Below are 24,124 nucleotides of genomic sequence, written 5' to 3' on the forward strand. Positions count from 1 at the left end.
CAGAACAAGAAAGGGAGAACGAGAATGGCTGCAAAAGGCTACTGGATCGGACGCGTCGACGTTCACAATGACGATGGCTACAAGCCCTATGCGGCGGCCAATCTCGCGATCTTCAAGAAGTTCGGCGGCCGCTACGTCGTTCGCGGCGGCAAGTTCACCGGCGTCGAAGGCCAGAGCCGTGCGCGCAACGTCGTGATCGAATTCCCGGACTACGAGGCCGCGCTCGCCTGCTACAACTCGCCGGAATATCAGGCCAATATCAAGGTCCGCCAGCCGCACTCGATCGCCGACCTCATCGTCATCGAGGGCTATGACGGCCCGCAGCCGTAGGGCCAGAGCGACGACAGATGCCGTCTTACCCTCCCCTGGAGGGGGAGGGTCGGCACACGATCGAGCAAAGCGAGATTGCGTGACGGGGTGGGGTGATCTCTCAACACGGACAGTGTTCATCGGGGAGAGACCGTCACCCCACCCCGCTCGCGCTTCGCGCGATCGACCCTCCCCCTCCAGGGGAGGGTAGCGAGCGCCCGCGTGCCCCTCGGTTGCCGGAACTGCGTCCCCCCGCTACAACGGCCGTGAAGAGGATCTCACCATGTCCGACATGCGCTTGATTGTTGCAGGAGCCGGCGGCCGGATGGGCCGGGCGCTGACGCGTGCGATTTCCGAGAGCAAAGGCGCGGTGCTGGCCGGCGCGCTGGAGGCGCCGGGCTCGGCGCTGCTCGGCAAGGACGCCGGCGTGCTGGCAGGGCTCCCGGCCAACGGCATCCAGCTCTCGGCCGATCTCTGGGCGATGTCGAAGGATGCCGACGGCATCCTCGATTTCACCGTGCCGGCCGCTACGATCGCCAATGTCGCGATCGCGGCCGAGCGCGGCCTCGTTCATGTTGTCGGCACGACCGGCCTCTCAGCGTCCGACAACGCCGTGATCAAGAGCGTCACCAACCGCGCCGTGGTGGTGCAGTCAGGCAATATGAGCCTCGGCGTCAATCTGCTCGCCGCGGTCGTCAAGCGCGTGGCCAAGGCACTCGACGAGACCTTCGATATCGAGATCGTCGAGACGCATCACCGCATGAAGGTCGATGCGCCCTCAGGCACCGCGCTGATGCTGGGCCAGGCGGCGGCGGCCGGCCGCGGCGTTGCGCTCGACCAGCATTCGGCGCGCGGCCGCGACGGCATCACCGGCGCACGTCGCAGCGGCGACATCGGTTTCGCCTCCTTGCGCGGCGGCACCGCGGCCGGCGATCACAGCGTGAGCTTTCTCGGTCCCTTCGAGCGCCTGACGCTGTCGCATCATGCCGAGGACCGCATACTGTTCGCCCATGGCGCGCTGAAGGCCGCGCTCTGGGCGCACGGCAAGAGCCCGGGGCATTACTCGATGGCCGATGTGCTCGGCCTCGCCGACATCTGAACGTATCAAAGCATGATCCGGACCCGGCCGCGTTGGCGCAAAGTGCGAAGCGGTCTTCCGACAAGATCATGCTCAACCAATAACCTAAACGGAAAGCAGGAATGAGCGAACGTCTTCTCGTGCTCGTGCGCCACGGCCAGAGCGAATGGAATCTGAAAAACCTCTTCACCGGCTGGAAGGATCCCGATCTCACCGAGCAGGGTATTGCGGAAGCCAAGGAGGCCGGTCGCAAGCTCAAGGCGCAAGAGCTCGTGTTCGACGTCGCGTTCACCTCGGTACTGACGCGCGCCCAGCACACGCTCGATTTGATCCTCACCGAGCTCGGCCAGACCGGCCTGCCGACGTCGAAGGATCTCGCGCTCAATGAGCGCGACTACGGCGATCTGTCCGGGCTCAACAAGGACGACGCGCGCAAGAAATGGGGCGAGGACCAGGTGCATGTCTGGCGCCGCTCCTACGATGTGCCGCCGCCCGGCGGCGAAAGCCTGAAGGATACGCTGGCGCGCGCGCTGCCCTATTACGTGCAGGAGATCTTGCCCGGCGTGCTCAACGGCAAGCGCACGCTGGTCGCCGCCCACGGCAACTCGCTGCGCGCGCTGATCATGGTGCTGGAGAAGCTGTCGCCCGAAGGCATCTTGAAGCGCGAGCTCGCCACCGGCGTGCCGATCATCTATCGCCTCAACGCGGATTCGACCGTGGCGTCGAAGCTGGATCTGGCGGGCTGAATTGCCGCGAAATTGTAGGGTGGGTTAGCGCAGCGTAACCCACCACTTCTGTCACCGCGGAAACCGAAGAGGTGGGTTACGCCAGCGGACTGCGCTTCGCGCAGCCGCGGAGCTAACCCACGCTACGGCAGCGCATCTACTGCACCCCCAACTGCCCCGCTTCCCAGCCGAGCATCGCCTGCTTGCGGGTGATGCCCCAGTGATAGCCGGTCAGCGTGCCGCTCTTGCCGAGCGCGCGGTGACACGGCACCACGAAGGAGACCGGGTTCTTTCCGACCGCAGCGCCGACGGCGCGCGAGGCCTTTGGGCTGTTGATCTTGCAGGCAATGTCCGAATAGGACACCGCGCGTCCCATCGGAATTTTCAGCAGCGTCTCCCACACTCGGACCTCGAAATCGGTGCCGATCATGACGACGCGCAACGGCTGGTCGGGCCGCCACAATCGTGTGTCGAAGATGCGCCTGGCGATCGGCGCGGTGCTCTCGTGGTCCTCGACGTAAGTGGCATTCGGCCAGCGGCGCGTCATGTCGGCGAGCGCAGCCTGCTCCTCGCCGGGATCGGCAAAGGCAAGACCCGACAAGCCGCGATTGGTGGCGATCACGATCGCCGTGCCGAAGGGCGAGGGGTGGAAGCCGTAAGTGAGTGTCAGCCCCGCGCCGCCGTTCTTCCACTCGCCCGGCGACATCGCTTCATGGGTGACGAAGAGATCGTGCAGCCGTCCGGGACCCGAGAGTCCTGAGTCGAGTGCTGCGTCGAGCACGCTCGCGGAATCCCGCAACAGACTCTTGGCGTGATCGAGCGTCAGCGCCTGCATGAACGCTTTTGGCGTCAGCGAGGCCCAGCGGCGGAACAGATGGTGCAGCTCATCCGGCGTGACGCCGGCCGCGTCCGCCATTGCCTCGATGGTCGGCTGCGCGCGCCAGTTTTCCGAGATGAAGGCGATCGCCCGGCGCACGGAATCGTAGTCGCGCAGCGCGGCGTTCTGGGAGCCCGGCTTGGCCAGGCGCTGGTCATTTATCGCGAGTGTCATCATGACCGGAAATGTAGGGGCGGGCGCCGCGCCAAACCACCCGATTTCTGACTCGGCCCTCAGGCGATCGGATTGTAGGTCGGGCCACGCTTGGCGGCGTTCAGCGCCCCGATTAAGGCTTTGGCAAAGCTGGCCTTTTCCTCCGGCCCCAGGAACCTGCCGACGGACAGGCGGTGGCCGCGGGACACCAGATAAAGCCGTTCGATACCAAACTCCTCGTCCGCCTCCTGTTCCAGCCGGACCCAGAGCGGATTGAGCACCCATTCGGCGACATGGCCGCGATGGCTGGTCCGGCGCACGCGCAGCTCGGTCGCGGTGACCACGATCTCCTCCCAGGCCTTCGCGGTGCGGAAATTGACCTTGAAGGCCCACCAGATCACGAGCACGTCGAGGCCGAAAAAGCCGAACACCGGCCAGGCGCCCATCAGCAGGAAGACGATGCCGGTCACGAAGCTGACGACGCTCAGGAACAGCATCACGGCGAGAAAGCCGGTGCGGTTCAGCGAGCGATGCGGCGTGAGCAGCGCGGAGAAGATTTGCGGCTCGGCCAGGCCCGCAGCGTCGTCGCGCTCAATTTCGTTGCCTGTGCTCATATCCCGTCAGTATATCCCGATCATGGCAAAAATCACTCGCAAGGCAGCCGCGAAGAAAACGGCCGTGCCGAAGAAAACGGCAAAGACGGCGCCCGCAAAGTCCGCCGGCAAATCGCCGAAGGCCGCAAAGGCCAAACCGGCAAAACCCAAATCCACAAAACCCAAATCTGTAAAATCTTGGACGGCTGCGGAGATCCACGAGGTCTTCAGCCGCTTCCGCAAAGCCAATCCCGAGCCCAAGGGCGAGCTCGAACACCTCAATCCCTTCACGCTGCTGGTCGCTGTGGTGCTGTCGGCGCAGGCGACCGACGCCGGGGTCAACAAGGCGACGCGCGAATTGTTTGGGATCGCCGACACGCCGCAAAAGATGCTCGACCTCGGCGAGGAGCGCCTGCGCGACTACATCAAGACCATCGGCCTCTATCGCACCAAGGCGAAGAATGTGATCGCGCTGTCGGCAAAGCTGCTCACCGATTTCGGCGGCGAGGTGCCGCGCACGCGCGCCGAGATCGAGTCACTGCCCGGCGCGGGCCGCAAGACCGCCAACGTCGTGCTCAACATGGCCTTTGGCGAGCACACGATGGCTGTCGATACGCATGTGTTCCGCGTCGGCAATCGCACCGGGATCGCCCCTGGCAAGACGCCGCTGGAGGTCGAGCTTGGTCTCGAAAAGGTGATCCCGGCCGAGTTCATGCTGCACGCGCATCATTGGCTGATCCTGCACGGCCGCTATACTTGCCTTGCGCGCAAGCCGCGCTGCGAGGTCTGCCTGATCAACGATCTCTGTCGCTGGCCGGAGAAGACGGTGTAGCCACAGCTGTCATTGCGAGCGCAGCGAAGCAATCCAGACTATCTCCGCGGAGACGATCTGGATTGCTTCGTCGCAAGAGCTCCTCGCAATGACGAGCTTACGCCACCGGCACGCTGCTCCTGCGCTTCGGCTCGATCAGCTCGGGCCGCGGTCCCGATAGCCGCTTGTGCATGTGGACCATGAAGGCCATGCCGAAAATCGGCGTCGCCAGATTGACGATCGGGATCGACACGAAGGCCGCGATGATCAGGCCCGCGGTGAAGACGCTCGCTGCATTGTCGCGCCGCATCGCCTTGGCCTCTTCCGGCGAACGGAAACGCATGGCGGCGAGCTCGAAATATTCGCGCCCGAGCAGCCAGGCGGTGGCGATGAAGAAGATCAGAAAGCCGGCGCCGGCGAACAGCACGAAAGGCAGCGCGATCAAATACACCAGGATCGTGAGCAGTGCCGTCTTGATGCCCTCCTTGATCGCGATCGAGAACGGCAACGCGATGCCGGGCTGTTCCGCCGGATAGTGCTCGCGTTCGACATGGTCGGCGACGTCGTCGACGAACAGGCTCGCCACCAGCGAGGTGATCGCGGGCATCAGGAAGATGCCGCCGAAGACGACGCCGAGCCCGGCCGCGATCGAGACGATCCAGGCCAGCGTTTCCAACGCCGTATGCCAACCCGGGCCGAGCAGGCCTTCGAGCCAGACCTCGCCATAGGTCGCAAACCAGGACAGCAGCCGTTGTAGCCCGAACGCCAGCACGGTGATCAGCACGAGCGCGACGCCGATCGAGCGCCACAGGATCGAGCGCATCGGCGGGGACAGGATCTGCGACAGCGCCTTGACGGCGGCATCCAGCATGGCGGGACCTCTCACGAAAACATAGGCGAGAGGTAGACATGCAATTGGGTTTCGGCAAGGGAGGCTGGCCTAGTGCTGCCTGCGACGCGTTGGTTGCCTTGGTTCAGCCTTCCGCCACGATGCTGGCCCAGCAGGTGATCGCGCTGCAGACCGAGCTCCAGCGTCCAAACGCCTTGTAGATTTGGGCGGCGATCTGGGCCTGCTGCCGGATCGTCCCCTCGGCCTTGATCTGCGGATCGGACACGTTGCGGATCGCGAGAAAGCGCGGGGCCTTGGCACCCATGTCCTTGGCCACCAGGCCGAGGATCGCGTCGCCCATCTCGGAGACGTCGCCGAGCCCCTGCAGCTTGAAGTGATTGTCCGACGTGTCGAAGCCGAAGAAATCGGTAGTGACGACGGACGAGCTCAGCCCGCTCGGCTTCACCACCACGATCTTTGGCGCGCGCGTGTTCTCCTTGGGCAACTGCCCGGAATTGGCCTTGAACAGCGTTTTGGCCTGCGCGAAGCGCGTCGCCTTGGCCGACTTGCTCGCATAGTGATCCTGCGCGAACGGCTGCTTCTTGAATTTCGCGGTGCAGTCGAACCGCACGACGGGACTGACGATGACGTCGCCGACCTCGAACTGCTTGCCGATGCCGCCGGCGGTGCCCGTCGTGATCACCAGCGTCGGCTGCACCTCCTCGATGATCTGGCGCCAGACGTCGATATTCGGGAGTTGCGGTCCGTCCTGCGACATGTGCGAATCGGACTTGAAGATTACGACCTTCTTCTTGCCGATCTTGGTGGTCCAGTAGGTGCCGAGCCGCTTCAGCTCCTTGGCCGGACAGCCATTGCGCATCTTCTGGGAAATGGTCGCGTAATTGTGGGTGTAGGGCACGTAATCGTTGCGCGAGTCCTTGCCCGGCGTCAGCACGCGGCTCAGCGCATGGCCTTCATCGACCGTCCACGTCACCACCAGCACGTCGCCGCGCGGCAGCGGGCCATTGCTCTTGCCTTTCGGCTTCGCCCCGGTCTGCGGCGCCAGTCCCTTGGGCCAGGGGATGTCGGCGAAGCGCGACAAGCCCGTCGCCGTGCTGAACGCCATGAACTCGCGGCCGGCGGACGATTCGGAATCGAAGTCGATGATCTCGCGTTGAAAATCCTCCGGCGCGACTTTTGCGGTTCGCTCCACCGCAGCCTTCGCCACGCTCTTGACCGCAAAGGTCTCGCTCGGCGGCGGATTTGTGATCGGATCGAAGCCAATGTTTCGCTGCACCCATTTGCGGTCGACGCGCATGACGAGGTCTCCAGGAATGGATTTCGGATTTCAACAGGATGTCTCGGCCGGCCTCGCAGCCGACGATTGCAATTTAAAATCGAATTCCAGAACGCCGGACCACTCTGGCCTACGAGCGGCGCGACAATGATGCTGGTGTGATCACGGCAAACCCTGCAAAACAAAGCCTTGGATGAAAATGGATGAACAAGACGAGATCAAATGTCGCAGGGGAGGCTACACCTATAGTTGAATAGCGGCAATCGGCATTCCGTTCACAAAGCGAGGAAGTCGCGGCGGCGGATTTCAGCTATCCATGCTTATGCGCGTGCTTCCGCGCCTTCGCCGGCTTACCTTCGCCGGTCGGGATCATCACCACGCGGCCATAGCGCACGCCGCGCTCGGCGATGATGTGGTCGGCAAAATGCTTGACCTCGTCGGCGGAACCCTTGAGCGCGGTCATCTCCATGCAATTGTTGTCGTCGAGATGGACGTGCAGCGTGGCCAGCGCGAGGTCGTGGTGACCGTGGAATTCCTGCACCAGGCGCTTTGAGAGATCGCGCGCGGCGTGGTCGTAGACATAGACGAGGCCGGCGACGCACGGGCCCGTCTGCGCCGTGTCTTCGCTGCTCTGCTGCAAACCCGCGCGGGCGAGGTCGCGAATGATCTCGGAGCGGTTCTGGTAGCCGCGGGCTTCCGCCGCAGCGTCGATCTCGTTAAGCAAATCGTCCTCGATCGTGATCGTAATCCGCTGCATGCGATGCTCCCGGCGTCTTGCCAACGAGCACCGTTCTACACGAATTCCCGGATCGTCACAGCCGCGTCGTGCGCAGCCGCAGGGCGTTGCCGACCACGCTGACCGAGGATAGCGCCATTGCCGCCGCCGCGATGATCGGCGACAGCAGGACACCGAACGTGGGATAGAGAATGCCGGCGGCGATCGGGATGCCGGCCGCGTTGTAGATGAAGGCAAAGAACAGGTTTTGCCGGATGTTGCGCATCGTCGCCTGCGACAGGCGACGCGCCCGAACGATGCCGGTGAGATCGCCCTTGAGCAGCGTGACGCCCGCGCTCTCCATCGCGACATCGGTGCCCGTCCCCATGGCGATGCCGACTTCGGCGGCTGCGAGCGCAGGGGCGTCGTTGACGCCGTCACCCGCCATCGCGACGCTGCGGCCGGCCTTTTGCAGCTTGGACACCACAGCGCTCTTCTGGTCCGGCAGCACCTCGGCCTCGACATCGGCAATGCCGAGTTTTCGCGCGACCGCGGTCGCAGTCGTGCGGTTGTCGCCGGTCAGCATGATCACCTTGATCCCCTCGGCGGCGAGATCCCTCAGCGCTTCCGGGGTCGAAGCCTTGACCGGATCGGCAATCGCGAACAAGCCGGCCGATCTGCCGTCGATCGCCATGTTGATCACGGTGGCACCGTCCTGGCGCAGGTGTTCGGCCTCGGCATCGAGCCTGATGGTGTCGATGCCGATCGAGGCGAGGTAGCGGGCGTTGCCGAGCACGACGGTTTTGCCATCGACCTTGCCGGTCGCGCCCTTGCCGGTCGGCGAATCGAAACCGTCGACCTGGCCGAGGCTGATCTGCTTGTCCTTGGCAGCGCGCACGATCGCGTCCGCGAGCGGGTGTTCGCTGGCGCGCTCGACGCTGGCCGCAAGCTGCAAAATGTCGTCTTCCGCAAAGCCGTCAGCGGGGACGATCGCGACCACCTTCGGCTTGCCCTCGGTCAGCGTGCCCGTCTTGTCGACGACCAGCGTGTCGATCTTCTCAATCCGCTCCAGCGCTTCGGCGTTCTTGATCAGGACGCCGGCCTGCGCACCGCGTCCGACGCCCACCATGATCGACATCGGCGTCGCGAGTCCGAGCGCGCAGGGGCAGGCGATGATGAGCACGCTGACGGCGGCGACCAGGCCGAAGGCGAGCCGCGGCTCGGGTCCGAACCAGGCCCATGCGGCGAAGGCGATGACGGCCACCGCAATCACCGTCGGCACGAACCAGCCCGCGACCTGGTCGGCCAGCCGCTGGATCGGCGCGCGCGAACGTTGCGCGTCGGCGACCATCTGCACGATCTGCGACAGCAGCGTCTCGCGCCCGACCTTCTCCGCGCGCATGATGAAGCTGCCGGATTGGTTGAGCGTGCCCGCGATCACCTTTGCGCCGGTTTCCTTGGTGACGGGCATGGACTCGCCGGTGACGAGCGATTCATCGAGCGAGGAACGTCCCTCGGCGATCACGCCGTCGACCGGCACCTTTTCGCCCGGGCGGACGCGCAGGCGGTCGCCGACATGGAGCGCGTCGATCTCGACCTCGTGCTCGTTGCCGTCGTCGCCGAGGCGGCGCGCGGTCTTTGGCGCAAGCTGCAGCAGCGCCTTGATCGCACCCGAGGTCGCATCGCGGGCGCGCAGCTCCAGCACCTGGCCGAGCAGGACGAGAACGGTAATGACGGCGGCCGCCTCGAAATAGACCGCAACCGCGCCCTCATGCCCGCGGAAGGTCGCGGGGAAGACCTGCGGCGCGAGCGTGCCGATCAGGCTGTAGACATAGGCAACGCCCGTGCCCATCGCGATCAGCGTGAACATGTTGAGGTTGCGCGTGACCAGCGACTGCCAGCCGCGCACGAAGAACGGCCAGCCCGCCCACAGCACGACGGGCGTGGCTGATACGAGCTGGATCCAGTTCGATAGCGTGGGATCAATCCAGTTGTGCGGGCCGGCGAGATGGCCGCCCATCTCCAGCACGACGGGCGGCAGCGACAGCGCGCCACCGATCCAGAAGCGGCGCGTCATGTCAGCGAGCTCGGGATTGGGACCGGTGTCGAGGCTTGCGACTTCCGGCTCCAGCGCCATGCCGCAGATCGGGCAGCTTCCCGGCCCGATCTGGCGGATCTCCGGGTGCATCGGACACGTGTAGATCGTGCCGGCCGGCATCTCCGGTTCGGGTGCCTTGGCCTTGTCGAGATATTTCGCCGGATCGGCCGCGAACTTGGTGCGGCAGCCGGCCGAGCAGAAATGATAGGTCGTGCCCTGATGGTCGAAGCGATGTTTTGAGGTCGCCGGGTCGACCGTCATGCCGCAGACGGGGTCGAGCACCTTCGTGGCTGAAGCTCCGTGGTGATGGTGGGCATGGCCGCCGTGATCGCCATGTCCGCCGCAGCAGCCGGACGGCGCCTTGGTAGATGAATCCTTGGGCGTTTCGACCGGCGCGGACGCAGCCTTGGAGGAGCAACCGCACCCGGAATGGTCGTGCCCGTGGTTCTCGTGCTTGTGTTCGGCGTCGTTCATTCCAGCGCTCCGGCCATCTCGATACCAGGCTTGCAACCCATACCCGGTAGGGGTATATAAACGGCATGCGAAAGGACATCAAGGCATCCGTCGAAAAACGCCTGAGCCGGATCGAGGGCCAGGTCCGCGGCCTCTCCAAAATGGTCGGCGAGGACCGCTACTGCATCGACATCGTGACGCAGATCTCCGCCGTGCGCGCGGCGCTCCGCCGTGTCGAGGAGGAGATCTTGAAGGATCATGTCGCGCATTGCGTCGAGCATGCGATTTCGAGCGGCAACAAGACCGATCAGCGCGAAAAGATCGCGGAGTTGATGGCGGTCATCAGTCGCGCGGAACGATAATTCATTTCTCGTGATTGGGACGAGCTAAGCATCCCTTCACGTCGTCCTGGCGAAAGCCAGGACCCATTACCCCAAAAAGCAGTTTGGCGAAGACTGGGCGTTCGGTACTGGCACCATACGCGACGGATAGATTCCGCGGTATGGGTCCTGGCTTTCGCCAGGACGACATCGGAGAGTCTGCGCCCCCTTATGCTGCGCGCGCCCGGCGGCGGCGGGGGCGGTACATGGCGATCTTCTTCAGGAGCGGAAAACCCTCAGACGCCGTGACGCGCCCGACCATGGCCGCATGCGCAGACGCATCGTCGGCCGGGCTCACTTCCGCAGCCGGAACTTGCGCTTCTTCGTCAGTCGCTTCAGGAACAAGCGGCGGCGAACCGATCGTTTCTGGAAACACACTGAAAGTGCCCGCTACCTCCTCGAGCGGCTTTTGCTTGTCGGCCCAGTGCAGCGACGTGTAGTCGAAGCCGTGCACGATGGTGGGTTTGACGACCTCGAAATAGGGCGAGATGTCGAAGTCGCGAGGCATGTAGAGCGAGGAATCGCGGATATGCAGGATCTCCTTGCGGGCGCGCCGCGAGCCTGCCTTGGTGATCTTGGGCAGGATCGGGTAGCGCACCGCGTCGAAGGCCTGCGCGATCAGCGCCGAGCAGATGATCTTGGTGGGATCGCCCGAGCCGAGCGCGATCATGCGGCGCCGCCAGCGCTGCGGCACCGGCAGCGGGAACAGGAAGCGCATCAGGTCCAGGATGTTCTTGGTGTCGTAGCCGAAGCCGATGCGGTTGATGGCATAGCGGCAGACGGTGTGACGGTCCTCATAGGACAGACCGACCGGACGGCAGAGGCGGGTGTGATAGGGGAAATATTTCGATAAGGGCGCGGAGGTGACGCCCTCGCCGATATTGGCCTCGATCAGGACGTGCGGCTCGCCGTCGGCCTCTTCCGCGCCCTCGACCGGCCCGACATAGAGCGCGGCATGGGACCAGGTGGACTGCGTGAGGTATTTGATGATGCCGGAGATGCGGTTGTTGCCTTCGACCAGCAGCACGTCGCCCGGCTGGATCACACCGCGCAGATGTTCCGGATCGCTGGGCGTGAACGGCTCATAGCCCGGCACCTCCTTCGAGAGGTAGTGGGCAATCAGCTTGCCGACTGAATCTAGGACCGTCCCCATAGCACCGAACTCCCCCCACAACCTTTTTCGGCTGCTTTTTTTCCCTTCTCTATCATGGTCGAAACGCGTTGCAATTTGGTTCATCGCTTGTTCGGGTCAAGTACGATTGATTCACCATGATGGTTGCCGTGCTGCATCAGATGCGGCAAGGTTCGCTAGCTGTTCCCGTTCGCTTCAAGTCCCCGGAAACCATGACATGACAATCACGCGCCGCGGCTTCCTATCGGCGTCAGCGGCATTTGCTGCAGCGCCGATAGCAATGCCGATAGCGCTGCCGATTCTTGGCGCGACCGCCGCGCCCCTGCCGCGCGAGGTCGACGTCGTCGTGATCGGGGCCGGAACTGCCGGTATCGCTGCAGCGCGGCGCGTGATGGCGGCGAACCGCAAGGTCGTGGTGGTCGAGGCCGCCGCGCAGATCGGCGGGCGCTGCATCACTGATACCACCACCTTCGATGTGGCGTTTGATCGCGGGGCACGCTGGATGCACAATCCAGAGACCAACCCGATGATCAAGCTGGCACGCGGCGTGGGGCTCGACGTGTCGCCGGCCCCTAGCGGGCAGAAGATGCGCATCGGCCGTCGCAACGCACGTCCCAGCGAAACCGAGGAATTTCTGGCCGCGCTGGTGCGCGCCAATCGCGGTATCGATGAAGCCGCGCGCGGCAAGCTCGACGTATCAGCCGCGTCCGCGCTGCCAAAAGATCTCGGGGACTGGGCCGGTACCGCCGAGTTCGTGCTCGGCGCAAGCTTCGCCGGCAAGGATTTGAAGGAATTTTCGGCCATCGACAAAGCGCGCGCGCAGGACCGCAATTCGGCGATCGCCTGCCGCCAGGGGCTGGGCACGCTGATCACAAAACTCGGCGAGCAGACGCCGGTCGCACTGTCGACGCCGGCAAGCCGCATCAGCTGGAGCAATCGCGACGTCAGCGTCGAGACGCCGGCCGGCAAGATCGTGGCGCGCACCGCAATCATCACGGTCTCGACCTCTGTGCTGACGGCAGGCGCAATCAAATTCGCGCCCGACATTCCCAAGCGCACGCTGGACGCGGCGGCCAAGCTGGGGCTCGGCAGCTACGATCACATCGTGCTGCAACTGCCCGGCAATCCGCTCGGGCTCGCGCGCGACGATATCCTCATCGAGCAGAGCAGCTCGACCCGCACGGCGCTGCTCTACGCCAATATCGGCGGCTCCTCGCTGTGCTCGATCGACGTCGGCGGCTCCTTCGGCCGGGATCTTTCCGCGCAGGGCGAGCAGGCCATGGCGGCCTTTGCCCGGGAGTGGCTGACAAAACTGTTCGGCAGCGAGGCGACCGCGGGCATCAAGAAGACCAGCGCGACGCGCTGGAATGCGTCGCCCTTCGTCATGGGTGCGATGTCGGCATCAGCACCGGGCGGGCAACTGTCGCGAAAGATCCTGACCGAGCCGATCGGCTGCATGTATCTGGCCGGCGAAGCGACCCATGAGACGCTGTGGGGCACGGTCGACGGCGCCTGGGAGAGCGGTGAGCGCGCCGCGGAAGCAGCGCTCCGTCGCATCGGCGCGCTGAAGGAAGAGCCGGCCGACGTACCGACGCAATCGACCAAGCGCCGCCGCGCGGCGCCGCCTCGGAACTAAGCGACGACACATTCAGTTGTCGTCCTGGCGAAAGCCAGGACCCATAATCACAGAATCACGTTTGGCGAAGACTCGTAGTTGCCAACTCGCGCTACAATAGCTGACCGGGGTAATGGGTCCTGGCTTTCGCCAGGACGACGCCCAGAGGCGTTACCGAAACACGCCATCCAGCGCCGGCATCCCAAAGATCACCGCCATCGCAATCAGCATATAGCAGATGCCGCGAAACACCGTTTCGCTGGCGCGGCCGAACAGCGAGGCGCCGAAGGCGACGCCGATCGCGTAGGCGGGCCCGACGATGCAGGACAGCAGCAGCGACTCGCGCGTGATCAGCCCGGTGCTGGCATAGCTGATCATTGAGAACAAATCCGACGCGCCGAAGAACAGCACGATGTTGGCGCGCGCGACCGTCGAGGCGATGGGGCGCCCGAGCCAGTAGCCGACGATGGGCGGGCCGCCGGTCTGTGCCAGTCCGCTGCAAAAGCCCGAGAGGCCGCCGATGCCGACCGAGAGCGAGGCATGGTCCTTGCCGCGATAACGCCAGCCCGACAGCAGCAGCGCCAGGAGGGCTGCGACGAAACCGGAGATGATCCAGCGCGTGGTGACGGGATCGAGCACGCTGAGAAAATAGGTGCCGATGGGTACGCCGATGAGCGCACCGAGCACGATCACGGCGGTGGCCTTGCGATCCGCCTTTCGCCATGCGTCCGGAAGCAGCGGTGCCGCGGCGACGAAGTCGATGACGAGGAGCAGCGCGGCCACGAGACGCGGCGCCGCGACGCTGCTTGCGAGCGGCATGAAGATCAGCGCCGCGCCGAAGCCGGAAAAGCCGCGCGCGGTGCCGGCAACGAAGGCGATGGCGCAGATCGCCATCGCAATGGTGAGGCTGACTTCCTTCGGAAGGAAATCCGTCAGACTCATGCGTGATATCTTTGGAGCATGATGCTGTCCGAAAACCGCTTCACACTTTTCGGCATCATGCCCGCAGCGTGCCGCCGGTCTTCTTCGTTACCTCGGCCACGACCTTCGCGGCCACAGCTTCGATCTCCTGATCGGTCAGCGTCTTCTCGCGCGGCTGGATCGTGACCGCGATCGCGATCGACTTCTTGCCGTCCTCGATGCCCTTGCCTTCATAGACGTCGAACACGTTGACATCAGTGATCAGCTTCTTGTCGACACCTTGCGCGGTCCGCACGATGTCGCCGGACTTGACGCCGCGGTCGACGATGAAGGCGAAGTCGCGCGACACCGGCTGGAACGCCGACAGCTCGATAACAGGCTTGGCGCGGGTCGCCTTCTTCTTCGCCTCGGGAATGCGGTCGAGGATCACCTCGAACGCCATCACGGGGCCGTCGGCGCCGAGCGCTTCCAGCGCACGCGGATGCAGCTCGCCAAAATAGCCGAGCACGTTTTGCGGGCCGATCTGGATGGTGCCGGAGCGCCCGGGATGCATCCATTTTGCGCCGCCCGGCACGATCTGCAGCGCCTGCATCGGCGCGCCGGCCGCGGCCAACACGGCAAGCGCATCGGCCTTGGCGTCGAGCGCATTGGCAGCCGCAGAGCCGGTCCAGTGCCGCCCAAGTCCCTCAGACGAGGCGAAGCCGCGGCGAACGCCTGATGCCGCCATGAACTGGTCTTGCGGGCGATCACCCTTGAAGACCTGGCCGACTTCGAACAGCGCGACATCGCCAAAGCCGCGATCGGCATTGGCCTGCGCCGCCGCGATCAGGCCGGCCAGCAGGGTCGGCCGCATGTCGGAGAGGTCGGAGGCGATCGGGTTCGCCACCTCGAGCTCCGGCTTCCCGCCGCCGAACAATTCGGCCGCCGGCTTTGCGATGAAGGACCAGGTCACGGCCTCGACCATGCCGCGGCTCGCCAGCGCGCGCCGGGCGCGGCGGGTGCGGAGTTGCAGCGGCGTCAGCACGGGCTTGCGCGCGTCCTCGCCGCGCTCGAACGGCGTCTCCGGCACCTTGTCGACGCCAAAGATACGGACGATCTCCTCGACGATATCGGCCTTGCCATGGGCATCCGAACGCCAGGAGGGCACGGCGACCTTCACCACCGGGCCGTTGCCCGCCATCATGAAGCCGAGATGGGTGAGGATACGCTTCATCTCCGGCAGCGGCACCTCGATGCCGGACAGCCGCTTCACCTCGGTGATCGGGAATTCGATGATGCGATCGTCGCCAAAAGTTTTTCCGACGACGAAGGTCTCGGACGGAGCGCCGCCGCACATCTCCATCACGAGCTTGGTCGCGAGCTCCAGGCCGGGCACCATGAACGCCGGATCGACGCCGCGCTCGAAGCGGTAGCGCGCGTCCGAATTGATGCCGAGCTTGCGGCCGGTCTGCGCGATGTTGATCTCGTTCCACAGCGCCGATTCGATCAGCACGTCGGTGGTGTTTTCGTCGCAGCCAGAGGTCTCGCCGCCCATGATGCCGGCGAGCGATTCGACACCGTGCTCATCCGAGATCACGCAGATGCTGGGGTCGAGATTGTAGGTGCGGCCGTCGAGCGCAAGCAGGCTCTCGCCCTCGCGCGCACGGCGGACGGTGAGATTGCCCCGGACCTTCCTGGCGTCGAACACGTGCAGCGGGCGCGCGCGGTCGTAGGTCATGAAGTTGGTGATATCGACCAGCGCATTGATCGGGCGCAGCCCGATCGCGGTCAGCCGCTTCTGCAGCCATTCCGGCGACGGGCCGTTCTTCACGCCGCGCACGAGGCGCAGCGCAAAGCCCGGACACAGTGTTGAGTCCTCGACCGTCACCTTCACCGGGCAGGGGAATTCGCCCTTCACGGCCTTGATGGCCGGATCCCTGAACTTGCCCATGTCGGCGGCTGCAAGGTCGCGCGCGATGCCGTGCACGCCGGTGCAGTCCTGCCGGTTCGGCGTCAGATTGATCTCGAACATGGGATCGCCGAGACCGGCCCATTCGGCGTAAGCAGCGCCGATCGGCGCGTCCGCCGGCAACTCCATGATGCCGTCATGATCGTTGGAGATCTGCAGCTCCGCCGCCGAGCACAGCATGCCACGGCTTTCGACGCCGCGGATCGTACCGACGCCGAGCGTGATGTCCTTGCCGGGAATGTAGGTGCCGGGGGCCGAGAACACGCTGACGAGACCGGTGCGCGCATTCGGCGCGCCGCACACGACCTGCACCGGCGCGCCACCGTCACCGGTATCGACCATGCAGACGCGCAGCCGATCCGCATTCGGATGCTGCTCGGCCGAGATGACGCGCGCAATGGTGAACGGCTTCAGCGCCTTCGCCTTGTCCTCGATGTTCTCGACCTCGAGCCCGATCATGGTGAGCTTGTCGGCGAGCTTTTCAACGGACTCGTCGGTGTCGAGATGGTCCTTCAGCCAGGAGAGGGTGAATTTCACGAGCTCAGCCCTCCTGCAAGCGTCGGCACTTCGAGCGGCTTGAAGCCGTAATGGGACAGCCAGCGGACGTCGCTGTCGAAAAGCTGGCGCAAATCGCTCATGCCGTATTTGAGCATGGCGATGCGGTCGATGCCCATGCCCCAGGCAAAGCCCTGGTACTCGTCGGGATCGATGCCGCAGGCGCGCAGCACGTTCGGATGCACCATGCCGCAGCCGAGAATCTCGAGCCAATCCTCGCCTTCGCCGAAGCGGATCTCGCCCTTGTCGCGGCGGCACTGGATGTCGACTTCCAGCGACGGCTCGGTGAACGGGAAGAACGACGGGCGGAAGCGCATATTGATGTGGTCGACCTCGAAGAACGCCTTGCAGAACTCGTGCAGGATCCATTTGAGGTGGCCGAGATGCGAGCTCTTGTCGATGACGAGGCCTTCGACCTGGTGGAACTGCGGCGTGTGGGTCGCGTCCGAATCAATGCGGTAGGTACGGCCGGGGCAGATCACGCGGATCGGCGGCTTCTGGCTCAGCATCGTGCGCACCTGCACCGGCGAGGTGTGCGTGCGCAACAGCATGCGCGAGCCATCCTCCTTCGGATGGAAGAAGAAGGTGTCATGCATCTCGCGCGCGGGATGGCCGATCGGGAAATTCAGCTTTGTGAAGTTGTAGTCGTCGGTCTCGACATCAGGACCTTCGGCGACCGAGAATCCCATGTCGGCGAAGATGGTGGTGAGCTCGTCCCAGACCTGGCTCAGCGGATGGATGCGGCCGGCCTCACCTAGCGGATCGCGCACCGGCAAGGTGACATCGATGGTTTCGGACGCGAGCCGCGCATCGAGCGCTGCGGACTTGAGAATGTCGCGCCGCGCGGCGAGCGCCTGGCCGACCTTGTCCTTGGCCTGGTTGATGACAGCGCCTTGCGTCTTGCGTTCGTCCGGCGACATCTTGCCGAGCGTTGCAAGCAGCGCGGAGATCGAACCCTTCTTGCCGAGCGCTGCGACGCGCACGGCTTCGAGCGCGGCTTCGTCGGAGGCCGCGGCGATGTCGGTAAGGATCTGAGTTTCGAGGTTGGCAAGATCGGTCATAGCAATCCCTTTTGGCTAGGATGCTAAGCCGCTGCTCCTAGCTCGTTCATGCCCGGCACAAAAGCGCGAAGCTTTGCCGGGCACCCACGACTTAGAGTTTTGCGCGAGAGAAGACGCGAATGACCTAAGGAGATTTGGCGCGAAGACATGCTTCGCGCTTCTTCAGGTCCTTACGACTTGAAACTGCGCCGGACAGCTCACGCTGCCGCGAGAGCGGCCTTGGCCTTCTCGGCGATCGCCTGGAACGACGCGGGCTCGTTGATCGCGAGATCCGAGAGCACCTTGCGGTCCACGGTGATGCCCGACTTGGCAAGGCCGTCGATAAATCGGCTGTAGGTCAGGCCGAACGGACGGACGGCAGCGTTGAGGCGCTGGATCCAGAGCGCGCGGAAGGTGCGCTTCTTGCGCTTGCGGTCACGGAAGGCGTACTGCTGGGCCTTCTCGACGGCCGGCTTGGCGGCGCGAATGGTGTTCTTGCGGCGGCCGTAGAAACCCTTGGCGGCCTTGTAGACTTTCTTGTGCTTGGCGTGGGCGGTCACACCGCGTTTGACGCGAGACATGACAAAAATCCTTCAGAGATGACTTCGGTTTTGGATCGCCGCGCGAACGCGGCACGGTTGGCAGTGATCGTCGACGCGATCAGGCGTTCGGCAAGAAGTACTTCTTGACGTTGTCGCCGTCGGTCTTGAACAGCACGCGGGTGCCGCGGAGCTGGCGGATCTGCTTCTTGGTCCGCTTGATCATGCCGTGACGCTTGCCGCGCTGGGCGTGCATCACTTTGCCGGTGGCAGTCACCTTGAAGCGCTTTTTAGCGCCCGATTTGGTCTTCAGCTTGGGCATTTGGCTCTCCTAATGGCCACAACAGGATACCGCCCGCGAAGGCGGCTGGCCGTCAAAAATGCTCGTTAGAGCGTTGATTGTGCTCAGGTTTTAGCGAACGAGCGCGAAACCCGCACGGGCACCGCCACGGCAGCCCTTAAATCAGCCGGGCGATGAAGGCTGGGCTTATGGCAGAGCCAAAGCGAAATGGCAACGATGAACCGCGGAAATGGGATCGCCGACTATCCAGCATTGCCACATTTTCGCCCGGAGCGATCCGATGCCCGATTGCCAGCCATCACCTATCCCCCGCCGTGGCTTCCCCCGTCTTGCGCTGCTCGCGGTGCTTGCCGCTGCCGCCCTGCCATCGACCGCCGATGCCAGAATTGGCGGCTATGACGGGGTCTGGAACGTCACCTTCGCCACCACCCGCGGTAATTGCAGCTCGGGCTACCGCGTGCCTTTTACCGTCACGGGCGGTCGGGTTTCGTCCGCCGGCGGCGGACGGGTGTCGGGCAGGGTCAACCGGCGCGGTGCCGTCGCCGTGCATGTTTCGGTCGGCGCGTCCCATGCCGACGGCGGCGGCCGGCTGGGCGGTGCGGCGGGCGCGGGGTCCTGGAACGGGATCATCTCCGGCGACCGCTGCAGCGGAACCTGGCAGGCGACCAGAAGTTGACCTAAACGAAACGGCCCGCCAGATCGCCTGACGGGCCGTCAAAACTTGAGCCTTGTGCCGGCCTAGCGCGGCGCCAGCACCATGACGACCTGGCGGCCCTCGAACCGGGCGTCCTGCTCGACCTTGGCGAGCTCGGCGACGTCGCTCTTGATCTTGTCGAGGAGTTTTGTGCCGATCTCCTGGTGCGCCATCTCACGGCCGCGATAGCGCAGCGTGATCTTGACCTTGTCGCCCTCTTCGAAGAACCGCTGCATCGCGCGCATCTTCACGTCGTAGTCGTGGTCGTCGATCATCGGGCGGAGCTTGATCTCCTTGATCTCGACGATCTTCTGCCGCTTGCGCGCTTCAGCGGCCTTCTTCTGGGCGGAATATTTGTACTTCCCGTAGTCCATAATCTTGCAGACGGGAGGGCTGGTATTCGGCGAAATCTCGACCAGATCCATGCCGGCTTCCTGGGCCATCCTGATGGCGACCATGGTTTCGACCGTACCCTTGTTTTCACCGGTCTGATCGATCAGCTGGATCTGCGCATTGCGAATATCATCATTGATGCGCGGCCCGTCTTTGCTGGCAGCGGGCGGAGCTTTATTAGGACGGCGAATGGTTGGTTCTCCAAAGTTGTGAACGAAGCGGGTAGTCTGAAGGAAGATGCGTTTGCGGGCAAGCAAGTCGCGCCTGCGGTACGTGAAAAACCCTCAAATGCGAGGCATTTTGGTCACGCCCATCGACACGCCGCTCGACATAGACACCTTGCTCCTGTTCTGCAAGCGTCCCTGAGGGACAATGGCCGGATCGGCCGCCATTGCCGGACGGCTCCAACCGCACAGCCAGAGTAAACGTTCCATGACCAGTTCGCCCGACGACGCCCCGGACTTCATTGAAATGGGCGCAGGCCCATCCGCCCGCAGGATTGCGGTGCGCCGCCGCGCAGGAAAAGGTCCCGGGTTGGTCTGGCTGGGTGGTTTCAAGTCGGACATGCAGGGAACCAAGGCGCTGGCCCTGGATGCATGGGCGCGGGACCATGGCCGCACCTGTGTCCGGTTCGACTATTCCGGTCACGGCGAATCCAGCGGCGATTTTGCCGATGGGACGATCGGACGCTGGCTGGAGGAAAGCGTCGCCGTGTTCGAGCAATTCTGCGAGGGACCGCAAATCCTGATCGGTTCCTCCATGGGCGGCTGGATGGCGCTGCTGCTCGCGCGCGAGATCAGGAAGCGACAACAGAAACAGCAAGGCGGGGCATCGCTCGCGGGCCTCGTGCTGATCGCGCCGGCGCCTGACTTCACCGAAGAGCTGATGTGGAAGAATTTTCCTGCTGATGTGAAGGCTGAGATCGAAACCAAGGGAATGTGGCTGCGGCCGTCCGAGTATGGCGATGGCTCACCGTATCCGATCACCAGGAACCTGATCGAGGAGGGACGCAACCATCTCCTGCTCGGCAGCGCCATCGATGTCGGCTGCCCCGTGCGCATTCTCCAGGGCGCGCAGGATCCCGACGTGCCCTGGCGACACGCCTTTGCGCTGACGCATCGCCTGCCGGCCGACGACGTCGTGCTGACCATGATCCAAGACGGCGACCACCGCCTGTCGCGCCCGCAGGATATCGCGCGCATCCTTGCCGCGGTCGCCGAGATCGGGTGAACTCTGTCTCCAAGGTTGACCGTGTCGTCGCCCGCCTTGTGCGCAATTGCGCACTGGGGCGGGCGATCCAGTATTCCAGAGACAGTGACGAATACGGAGAAGCCGCGGCGTACTGGATGCCCCGCCTTAGCGGGGCATGACAGCCGAGAGTGGGAGAAACGCTAATGAACGTCGCCACCCTGCTGCGCGCCTTTTGCGAAGCGGTCGAGAGCCGCAACGGCGAGGCTTTTGCAAAATTGTTTACCGAGGACGGCGTCTATCACGACGTGTTCTATGGTGCTTTTGCGGGCCGCGCCAAGATCGCCGCGATGATCGACGACTGGTTCTATCGCACGGCGACCGATTTTCGCTGGGTCATGCATGATCCCGTGTCAGACGGCACCATGCTTTATGCGCGCTACACCTTCAGCTATCGCTCGACGCTGCCGGAAGCCAAGGGCGTGCGGGCGATGTTCGAGGGCGTCGCCATCATGACGCTGAGTGACGGCAAGATCGCCAGATATCACGAGGTCGCCAACACCGCGCCGGCCTTCGTCGATCTCAACTTCGCGCCCGAGCGCATCGCAAAAATCGTTGCCAAGCAGGGCGCCGCGCTGAAGGCGCGGCCGGAGATGCAGCAGCATCTGGGGTAGCCGTTATTCCGGGGCGCGCGCAGCGCGAACCCGGAATCCATCGGGTCTCAGAGTCTGCGGTTGAATGGATTCCGGGCTCGCGCCAAGTGGCGCGCCCCGGAATGACAGCGAGAACTACTTCTTCGCCGGAGCCGCCATCGGCTTGCGCTGCGCCAGTGCTGCGACCGTCGCGGTGCCGATCGGGCCCTGCTCATCATAGAGCCAGCACTCGCCGATCGCGACGCCTTCCGTCGCCTGATGATTCACGACATCGAAACCGATCCAGTTCGTCACCGGCAGGCGATGCAGATAGATAGTCACGTCGCTGTTGATGTAGCCGAGGCCCTTGTCGCCGGCATTGGCAAACGGGCTCGCGAAGTCCGCGCCGGCGGCGACATGGACGAACGGCGTCATCGGCACGCCCGAGACCAGCTCGCGCACCTCGCTCATCCAGAGACGGCGCGGACCGAGCGAGCCCATGTGACCGACGATCGGCCGCGTCGTCCACTTGCCGTTCATGCCGAGCCGCGGATCGGTCGGCGGCGGAATGTCCGCCGGCTTCGGCACGTCCCAGTTCGGCGGCGACCAGACATTGCCGTCCGGATTCTGTGTCCGGCGCAAAAGCTGGCAGGAGGCGCGCGCCATGCTGACGCCGCCGGAGAGAAACTCGGCTTCCACCACGCGGATGCGCAGGCCGTCGCGCACGAGCCGCGTCGTCACTTCGATCGGCTTGTCGATGGTCGGCAGGCGAAACATGTCGACGGTCAGTCGCGCCGGCACGAATTCGGGGCCCGAATGGCGCTCCTCGATGGCAAAACCGAGCAGGCCGATGATGACGCGACCGTGCAGCGATTTCGGGTCCCACGGACCGTTGGCGACTTCCGTCGGACGGAATGTATCGCCGTCGCGGGTGAAGAAAGGCATGTTTTTCATGACGCGCGACCTTGAAGCAACGCGCGGGGAAATCAAGGGCTGACGCTTCCTAGTCAGGAGGCGATCTGCCACTCCTCACGCACGCTCTCGTCGTGCTCACCGGCAATCGCAGCGGCCCTCATCGCTGCAAATTCCTCTCGCGACGACAACTGTGCGAGCGCCCAGACCGCCGCGCCGCGAACCAGGGGACTCGCATCGCTCAGCAATCGTCGCGCCTCCTCCGCCAACGCTACGTCCCCCGAGTTGCCAATCGCAATCAGCACATTGCGCAAAAAGCGGTCGCGCCCGATGCGCTTGACCGGCGACTTCGTGAATAGCGCGCGAAACGCCGCATCATCGAGCTGCGCAAGCTCAACGAGCGTCGGCGCGCGCAGTTCGTCACGCGCGGCGAGCTTTGCCTCGCGGCCCTCTTTCGCAAACTTGTTCCAGGGGCATGCGGCAAGGCAGTCGTCGCAGCCATAGATGCGGTTGCCGATGGCTTTTCGAAATTCGTGCGGGATTGGTCCCTTGTTCTCGATGGTCAGATACGAGATGCAGCGTCGCGCATCGAGCTTGTAGGGCGCGGGAAAGGCCGCAGTCGGGCAGATGTCGAGACAGGCGCGGCAGGAGCCGCAGTGATCGATCTCGGCATCGTCGGGCGGCAGCTCGAGCGTCGTATAGATCGCGCCGAGAAACAGCCACGAGCCGAATTCACGCGAGACGAGGTTGGTGTGCTTGCCTTGCCAACCCAGATGCGCCGCGTGCGCCAAGGGCTTTTCCATCACCGCCGCGGTGTCGACGAACACCTTGACCTCGCACGGCGCGGTCGCCACCAGCCAGCGCGCCAGCGTCTTCAGGCGCTTCTTGATGAGATCGTGATAATCGTCGCCTTGCGCGTAGACCGAGATCGCCGCGTGATTGCGCTGTTGCAGGATTTCGAGCGGATCGTGATCGGGACCGTAATTGACGCCCAGCATGATCACCGAGCGCACGTCGCGCCACAGCCCGCGCGGATCGACGCGCCGTTCGGGTTGCGCGGCGAGCCAGTCCATGTCGCCGTGCCCGCCTGAGGCGATGAAGTCGCGAAAATACTTGGCGGCGCTTTCGATCGCGCCCGGCTCGGTGATTCCGATCGCGTCAAAACCCAGCGCCTGCGCCTCGCGCGTCAGCGCTTTCTTGAGTTCAGAAAGATCGCGGCTCAGAAATCCAGGTCCACATAGGTCCGCGACGCCGGCACGCCGGCCAGCCATTCGCTCAGCAGCGGACGGAACGACGGCCGGGATTTCACCCGCGCGTACCAAGCCTTTGCTGCTGCGTCCTCGCTCCATGGCACGTCGCCCAGATAGTCGATCGCCGAAAGATGCGCCGCGGCGGCGAGATCCGCGTAGGTCAACCGGTCGCCGGTGAGGAAGTTTCGCGTCTGCTCCAGCCAGCCGATATAGGCCAGATGATAGCGCACATTGGACTTGGCCGCGCGCATCACGTCGGGCGAGGGCGGCCCGCCGCCGTTCTCCTCGCTCATGAAGCGCTTGTAGATGCGCTCCGTGACCAGGGGATGGGACGCTTCCTCGAAGAATTTTTCGTTGAACCAGGCCATCAGCCGGCGCACTTCGATGCGCTCAGCCGTCGTTGTCGGCATCAGTCGCTTGGCGCCCATCTCGGCGCCATGGACCTCATCGATGTATTCGGCGATCACGCCGGCGCCGGGAATGGGTGGCTGTCCCTCGACCACCAGGACCGGCGTGGTGGCGGCCGGATTGAGCGCGAGAAATGCCTCGCGGCGTTCCCAGGGCCGCTCTTCCACCAGCTTCAGGTCGAGCCCGTACTCGCCGATGATCAGGCGGATGAAGCGCGAATGTGGGCAGAACGGATGATGAAACAGCGTGAACATGCAGTCTTTGCTATGGCGAGGATG

25 protein-coding genes are annotated in these 24,124 nt (G+C 64.3%); 9 read left to right on the forward strand and 16 right to left on the reverse strand.

Annotation, left to right across the window (positions count from 1 at the left end; all coding sequences use genetic code 11):
- The first annotated feature begins 24 nt into the window (after positions 1 to 24).
- The 3 genes from KUF59_RS01045 (at position 25) to KUF59_RS01055 (ending at position 2,133) form a co-directional block, all read left to right on the forward strand.
- Positions 25 to 330, forward strand: a complete 306-nt coding sequence (locus tag KUF59_RS01045; RefSeq protein WP_212456342.1) for a DUF1330 domain-containing protein — start codon at positions 25 to 27, stop codon at positions 328 to 330.
- 262 nt (positions 331 to 592) lie between these two features.
- A complete protein-coding gene (gene dapB / locus KUF59_RS01050; RefSeq protein WP_212456341.1) occupies positions 593 to 1,408 on the forward strand; it encodes a 4-hydroxy-tetrahydrodipicolinate reductase in 816 nt (271 codons plus the stop codon).
- Between the two features lie 101 nt (positions 1,409 to 1,509).
- Positions 1,510 to 2,133, forward strand: coding sequence for a 2,3-bisphosphoglycerate-dependent phosphoglycerate mutase (locus KUF59_RS01055; RefSeq protein WP_212456340.1), 624 nt, complete (start codon positions 1,510 to 1,512; stop codon positions 2,131 to 2,133).
- A 136-nt stretch (positions 2,134 to 2,269) separates the two neighbouring features.
- On the opposite strand, the gene KUF59_RS01060 is transcribed toward KUF59_RS01055, so the two are convergent.
- A complete protein-coding gene (locus KUF59_RS01060) occupies positions 2,270 to 3,166 on the reverse strand; it encodes a bifunctional helix-turn-helix domain-containing protein/methylated-DNA--[protein]-cysteine S-methyltransferase (RefSeq protein WP_258768089.1) in 897 nt (298 codons plus the stop codon).
- Positions 3,167 to 3,222: 56 nt separating this feature from the next.
- A complete protein-coding gene (locus KUF59_RS01065; RefSeq protein WP_212456338.1) occupies positions 3,223 to 3,756 on the reverse strand; it encodes a DUF2244 domain-containing protein in 534 nt (177 codons plus the stop codon).
- Between the two features lie 22 nt (positions 3,757 to 3,778).
- On the opposite strand from KUF59_RS01065, the gene nth reads away from it, so the two are divergent.
- The gene (nth, locus tag KUF59_RS01070; RefSeq protein WP_212456337.1) at positions 3,779 to 4,567 is read left to right on the forward strand and encodes an endonuclease III; all 789 of its coding nucleotides are present in this window, start codon (positions 3,779 to 3,781) and stop codon (positions 4,565 to 4,567) included.
- Positions 4,568 to 4,664: 97 nt separating this feature from the next.
- On the opposite strand, the gene KUF59_RS01075 is transcribed toward nth, so the two are convergent.
- The 4 genes from KUF59_RS01075 to KUF59_RS01090 all read right to left on the reverse strand — a co-directional run bounded on the left by KUF59_RS01075 (position 4,665) and on the right by KUF59_RS01090 (position 9,959).
- The gene (locus KUF59_RS01075; protein WP_212456336.1) at positions 4,665 to 5,417 is read right to left on the reverse strand and encodes a sulfate transporter family protein; all 753 of its coding nucleotides are present in this window, start codon (positions 5,415 to 5,417) and stop codon (positions 4,665 to 4,667) included.
- 103 nt (positions 5,418 to 5,520) lie between these two features.
- On the reverse strand, positions 5,521 to 6,693 hold the full coding sequence (locus KUF59_RS01080; protein WP_212456335.1) for a phosphorylase family protein: 1,173 nt from the start codon (positions 6,691 to 6,693) through the stop codon (positions 5,521 to 5,523).
- A gap of 289 nt (positions 6,694 to 6,982) precedes the next feature.
- Positions 6,983 to 7,429 carry a nickel-responsive transcriptional regulator NikR gene (nikR, locus tag KUF59_RS01085; protein ID WP_212456334.1) on the reverse strand — a complete coding sequence of 149 codons (447 nt, stop codon included), beginning with the start codon at positions 7,427 to 7,429 and terminating at the stop codon, positions 6,983 to 6,985.
- Between the two features lie 55 nt (positions 7,430 to 7,484).
- Positions 7,485 to 9,959: a heavy metal translocating P-type ATPase gene (locus KUF59_RS01090; RefSeq protein WP_212456333.1), complete on the reverse strand. Its 2,475-nt coding sequence runs from the start codon at positions 9,957 to 9,959 to the stop codon at positions 7,485 to 7,487.
- Between the two features lie 65 nt (positions 9,960 to 10,024).
- On the opposite strand from KUF59_RS01090, the gene KUF59_RS01095 reads away from it, so the two are divergent.
- Positions 10,025 to 10,300 (forward strand): metal-sensitive transcriptional regulator, encoded by a 276-nt coding sequence (locus KUF59_RS01095; protein ID WP_212456332.1) that lies wholly within the window; start codon positions 10,025 to 10,027, stop codon positions 10,298 to 10,300.
- A gap of 187 nt (positions 10,301 to 10,487) precedes the next feature.
- On the opposite strand, the gene KUF59_RS01100 is transcribed toward KUF59_RS01095, so the two are convergent.
- Complete coding sequence (locus KUF59_RS01100) at positions 10,488 to 11,471, reverse strand: YiiX/YebB-like N1pC/P60 family cysteine hydrolase (protein ID WP_212456331.1); 984 nt, start codon at positions 11,469 to 11,471, stop codon at positions 10,488 to 10,490.
- 196 nt (positions 11,472 to 11,667) lie between these two features.
- On the opposite strand from KUF59_RS01100, the gene KUF59_RS01105 reads away from it, so the two are divergent.
- Positions 11,668 to 13,086, forward strand: coding sequence for a flavin monoamine oxidase family protein (locus tag KUF59_RS01105; RefSeq protein WP_212456330.1), 1,419 nt, complete (start codon positions 11,668 to 11,670; stop codon positions 13,084 to 13,086).
- Positions 13,087 to 13,236: 150 nt separating this feature from the next.
- On the opposite strand, the gene KUF59_RS01110 is transcribed toward KUF59_RS01105, so the two are convergent.
- The 5 genes from KUF59_RS01110 to rpmI form a co-directional block, all read right to left on the reverse strand.
- Positions 13,237 to 14,007 (reverse strand): sulfite exporter TauE/SafE family protein, encoded by a 771-nt coding sequence (locus KUF59_RS01110; RefSeq protein WP_212456329.1) that lies wholly within the window; start codon positions 14,005 to 14,007, stop codon positions 13,237 to 13,239.
- 55 nt (positions 14,008 to 14,062) lie between these two features.
- Entirely contained in the window at positions 14,063 to 16,471 is a 2,409-nt protein-coding gene (gene pheT / locus KUF59_RS01115; RefSeq protein WP_212456328.1) for a phenylalanine--tRNA ligase subunit beta, read from the reverse strand.
- Positions 16,468 to 17,550, reverse strand: a complete 1,083-nt coding sequence (gene pheS, locus KUF59_RS01120) for a phenylalanine--tRNA ligase subunit alpha (protein ID WP_212456327.1) — start codon at positions 17,548 to 17,550, stop codon at positions 16,468 to 16,470. Before pheS ends, pheT begins: the two co-directional genes overlap by 4 nt.
- A 197-nt stretch (positions 17,551 to 17,747) precedes the next feature.
- Positions 17,748 to 18,110 (reverse strand): 50S ribosomal protein L20, encoded by a 363-nt coding sequence (gene rplT / locus KUF59_RS01125; protein ID WP_212405662.1) that lies wholly within the window; start codon positions 18,108 to 18,110, stop codon positions 17,748 to 17,750.
- Positions 18,111 to 18,189: 79 nt separating this feature from the next.
- Positions 18,190 to 18,390: a 50S ribosomal protein L35 gene (gene rpmI, locus KUF59_RS01130; protein WP_008539890.1), complete on the reverse strand. Its 201-nt coding sequence runs from the start codon at positions 18,388 to 18,390 to the stop codon at positions 18,190 to 18,192.
- Positions 18,391 to 18,649: 259 nt separating this feature from the next.
- Between rpmI and KUF59_RS01135 the strand changes: the two genes are divergently transcribed.
- Entirely contained in the window at positions 18,650 to 19,045 is a 396-nt protein-coding gene (locus tag KUF59_RS01135; RefSeq protein ID WP_212456326.1) for a hypothetical protein, read from the forward strand.
- Between the two features lie 62 nt (positions 19,046 to 19,107).
- Here KUF59_RS01135 and infC read toward each other — a convergent pair whose 3' ends face one another.
- The gene (gene infC / locus KUF59_RS01140) at positions 19,108 to 19,647 is read right to left on the reverse strand and encodes a translation initiation factor IF-3 (RefSeq protein WP_212456547.1); all 540 of its coding nucleotides are present in this window, start codon (positions 19,645 to 19,647) and stop codon (positions 19,108 to 19,110) included.
- A 241-nt stretch (positions 19,648 to 19,888) separates the two neighbouring features.
- On the opposite strand from infC, the gene KUF59_RS01145 reads away from it, so the two are divergent.
- Positions 19,889 to 20,686: an alpha/beta hydrolase gene (locus tag KUF59_RS01145; protein WP_212456325.1), complete on the forward strand. Its 798-nt coding sequence runs from the start codon at positions 19,889 to 19,891 to the stop codon at positions 20,684 to 20,686.
- A gap of 164 nt (positions 20,687 to 20,850) precedes the next feature.
- The gene (locus KUF59_RS01150) at positions 20,851 to 21,318 is read left to right on the forward strand and encodes a nuclear transport factor 2 family protein (RefSeq protein ID WP_212456324.1); all 468 of its coding nucleotides are present in this window, start codon (positions 20,851 to 20,853) and stop codon (positions 21,316 to 21,318) included.
- A 114-nt stretch (positions 21,319 to 21,432) separates the two neighbouring features.
- Here KUF59_RS01150 and KUF59_RS01155 read toward each other — a convergent pair whose 3' ends face one another.
- From KUF59_RS01155 to KUF59_RS01165, 3 genes are read right to left on the reverse strand one after another with little or no spacing between them, the layout of a single operon-like run.
- Positions 21,433 to 22,230 carry an acyl-CoA thioesterase domain-containing protein gene (locus KUF59_RS01155; RefSeq protein ID WP_212456323.1) on the reverse strand — a complete coding sequence of 266 codons (798 nt, stop codon included), beginning with the start codon at positions 22,228 to 22,230 and terminating at the stop codon, positions 21,433 to 21,435.
- A 53-nt stretch (positions 22,231 to 22,283) separates the two neighbouring features.
- Positions 22,284 to 23,459 carry a tRNA epoxyqueuosine(34) reductase QueG gene (queG, locus tag KUF59_RS01160; protein WP_212456322.1) on the reverse strand — a complete coding sequence of 392 codons (1,176 nt, stop codon included), beginning with the start codon at positions 23,457 to 23,459 and terminating at the stop codon, positions 22,284 to 22,286.
- Positions 23,408 to 24,100 (reverse strand): glutathione S-transferase family protein, encoded by a 693-nt coding sequence (locus KUF59_RS01165; RefSeq protein ID WP_212456321.1) that lies wholly within the window; start codon positions 24,098 to 24,100, stop codon positions 23,408 to 23,410. The genes queG and KUF59_RS01165 overlap by 52 nt, the downstream gene beginning before the upstream one ends.
- Positions 24,101 to 24,124 lie beyond the last annotated feature (24 nt).

Origin of the sequence: Bradyrhizobium arachidis, assembly GCF_024758505.1 — a bacterium.
GTDB classification, from domain to species: Bacteria; Pseudomonadota; Alphaproteobacteria; order Rhizobiales; family Xanthobacteraceae; genus Bradyrhizobium; species Bradyrhizobium manausense_C.

What these genes read in the sequence shown, in the direction of transcription:
- KUF59_RS01045 (WP_212456342.1), top strand. Translation starts at nt 25, where the DNA reads ATGGCTGCAAAAGGCTACTGGATCGGACGCGTCGACGTTCACAATGAC.
- dapB (WP_212456341.1), top strand. Translation starts at nt 593, where the DNA reads ATGTCCGACATGCGCTTGATTGTTGCAGGAGCCGGCGGCCGGATGGGC.
- KUF59_RS01055 (WP_212456340.1), top strand. Translation starts at nt 1,510, where the DNA reads ATGAGCGAACGTCTTCTCGTGCTCGTGCGCCACGGCCAGAGCGAATGG.
- KUF59_RS01060 (WP_258768089.1), bottom strand. Translation starts at nt 3,166, where the DNA reads ATGATGACACTCGCGATAAATGACCAGCGCCTGGCCAAGCCGGGCTCC.
- KUF59_RS01065 (WP_212456338.1), bottom strand. Translation starts at nt 3,756, where the DNA reads ATGAGCACAGGCAACGAAATTGAGCGCGACGACGCTGCGGGCCTGGCC.
- nth (WP_212456337.1), top strand. Translation starts at nt 3,779, where the DNA reads ATGGCAAAAATCACTCGCAAGGCAGCCGCGAAGAAAACGGCCGTGCCG.
- KUF59_RS01075 (WP_212456336.1), bottom strand. Translation starts at nt 5,417, where the DNA reads ATGCTGGATGCCGCCGTCAAGGCGCTGTCGCAGATCCTGTCCCCGCCG.
- KUF59_RS01080 (WP_212456335.1), bottom strand. Translation starts at nt 6,693, where the DNA reads ATGCGCGTCGACCGCAAATGGGTGCAGCGAAACATTGGCTTCGATCCG.
- nikR (WP_212456334.1), bottom strand. Translation starts at nt 7,429, where the DNA reads ATGCAGCGGATTACGATCACGATCGAGGACGATTTGCTTAACGAGATC.
- KUF59_RS01090 (WP_212456333.1), bottom strand. Translation starts at nt 9,959, where the DNA reads ATGAACGACGCCGAACACAAGCACGAGAACCACGGGCACGACCATTCC.
- KUF59_RS01095 (WP_212456332.1), top strand. Translation starts at nt 10,025, where the DNA reads ATGCGAAAGGACATCAAGGCATCCGTCGAAAAACGCCTGAGCCGGATC.
- KUF59_RS01100 (WP_212456331.1), bottom strand. Translation starts at nt 11,471, where the DNA reads ATGGGGACGGTCCTAGATTCAGTCGGCAAGCTGATTGCCCACTACCTC.
- KUF59_RS01105 (WP_212456330.1), top strand. Translation starts at nt 11,668, where the DNA reads ATGACAATCACGCGCCGCGGCTTCCTATCGGCGTCAGCGGCATTTGCT.
- KUF59_RS01110 (WP_212456329.1), bottom strand. Translation starts at nt 14,007, where the DNA reads ATGAGTCTGACGGATTTCCTTCCGAAGGAAGTCAGCCTCACCATTGCG.
- pheS (WP_212456327.1), bottom strand. Translation starts at nt 17,550, where the DNA reads ATGACCGATCTTGCCAACCTCGAAACTCAGATCCTTACCGACATCGCC.
- rplT (WP_212405662.1), bottom strand. Translation starts at nt 18,110, where the DNA reads ATGTCTCGCGTCAAACGCGGTGTGACCGCCCACGCCAAGCACAAGAAA.
- rpmI (WP_008539890.1), bottom strand. Translation starts at nt 18,390, where the DNA reads ATGCCCAAGCTGAAGACCAAATCGGGCGCTAAAAAGCGCTTCAAGGTG.
- KUF59_RS01135 (WP_212456326.1), top strand. Translation starts at nt 18,650, where the DNA reads ATGCCCGATTGCCAGCCATCACCTATCCCCCGCCGTGGCTTCCCCCGT.
- KUF59_RS01145 (WP_212456325.1), top strand. Translation starts at nt 19,889, where the DNA reads ATGACCAGTTCGCCCGACGACGCCCCGGACTTCATTGAAATGGGCGCA.
- KUF59_RS01150 (WP_212456324.1), top strand. Translation starts at nt 20,851, where the DNA reads ATGAACGTCGCCACCCTGCTGCGCGCCTTTTGCGAAGCGGTCGAGAGC.
- KUF59_RS01155 (WP_212456323.1), bottom strand. Translation starts at nt 22,230, where the DNA reads ATGAAAAACATGCCTTTCTTCACCCGCGACGGCGATACATTCCGTCCG.
- queG (WP_212456322.1), bottom strand. Translation starts at nt 23,459, where the DNA reads ATGGCTGGCCGGCGTGCCGGCGTCGCGGACCTATGTGGACCTGGATTT.
- KUF59_RS01165 (WP_212456321.1), bottom strand. Translation starts at nt 24,100, where the DNA reads ATGTTCACGCTGTTTCATCATCCGTTCTGCCCACATTCGCGCTTCATC.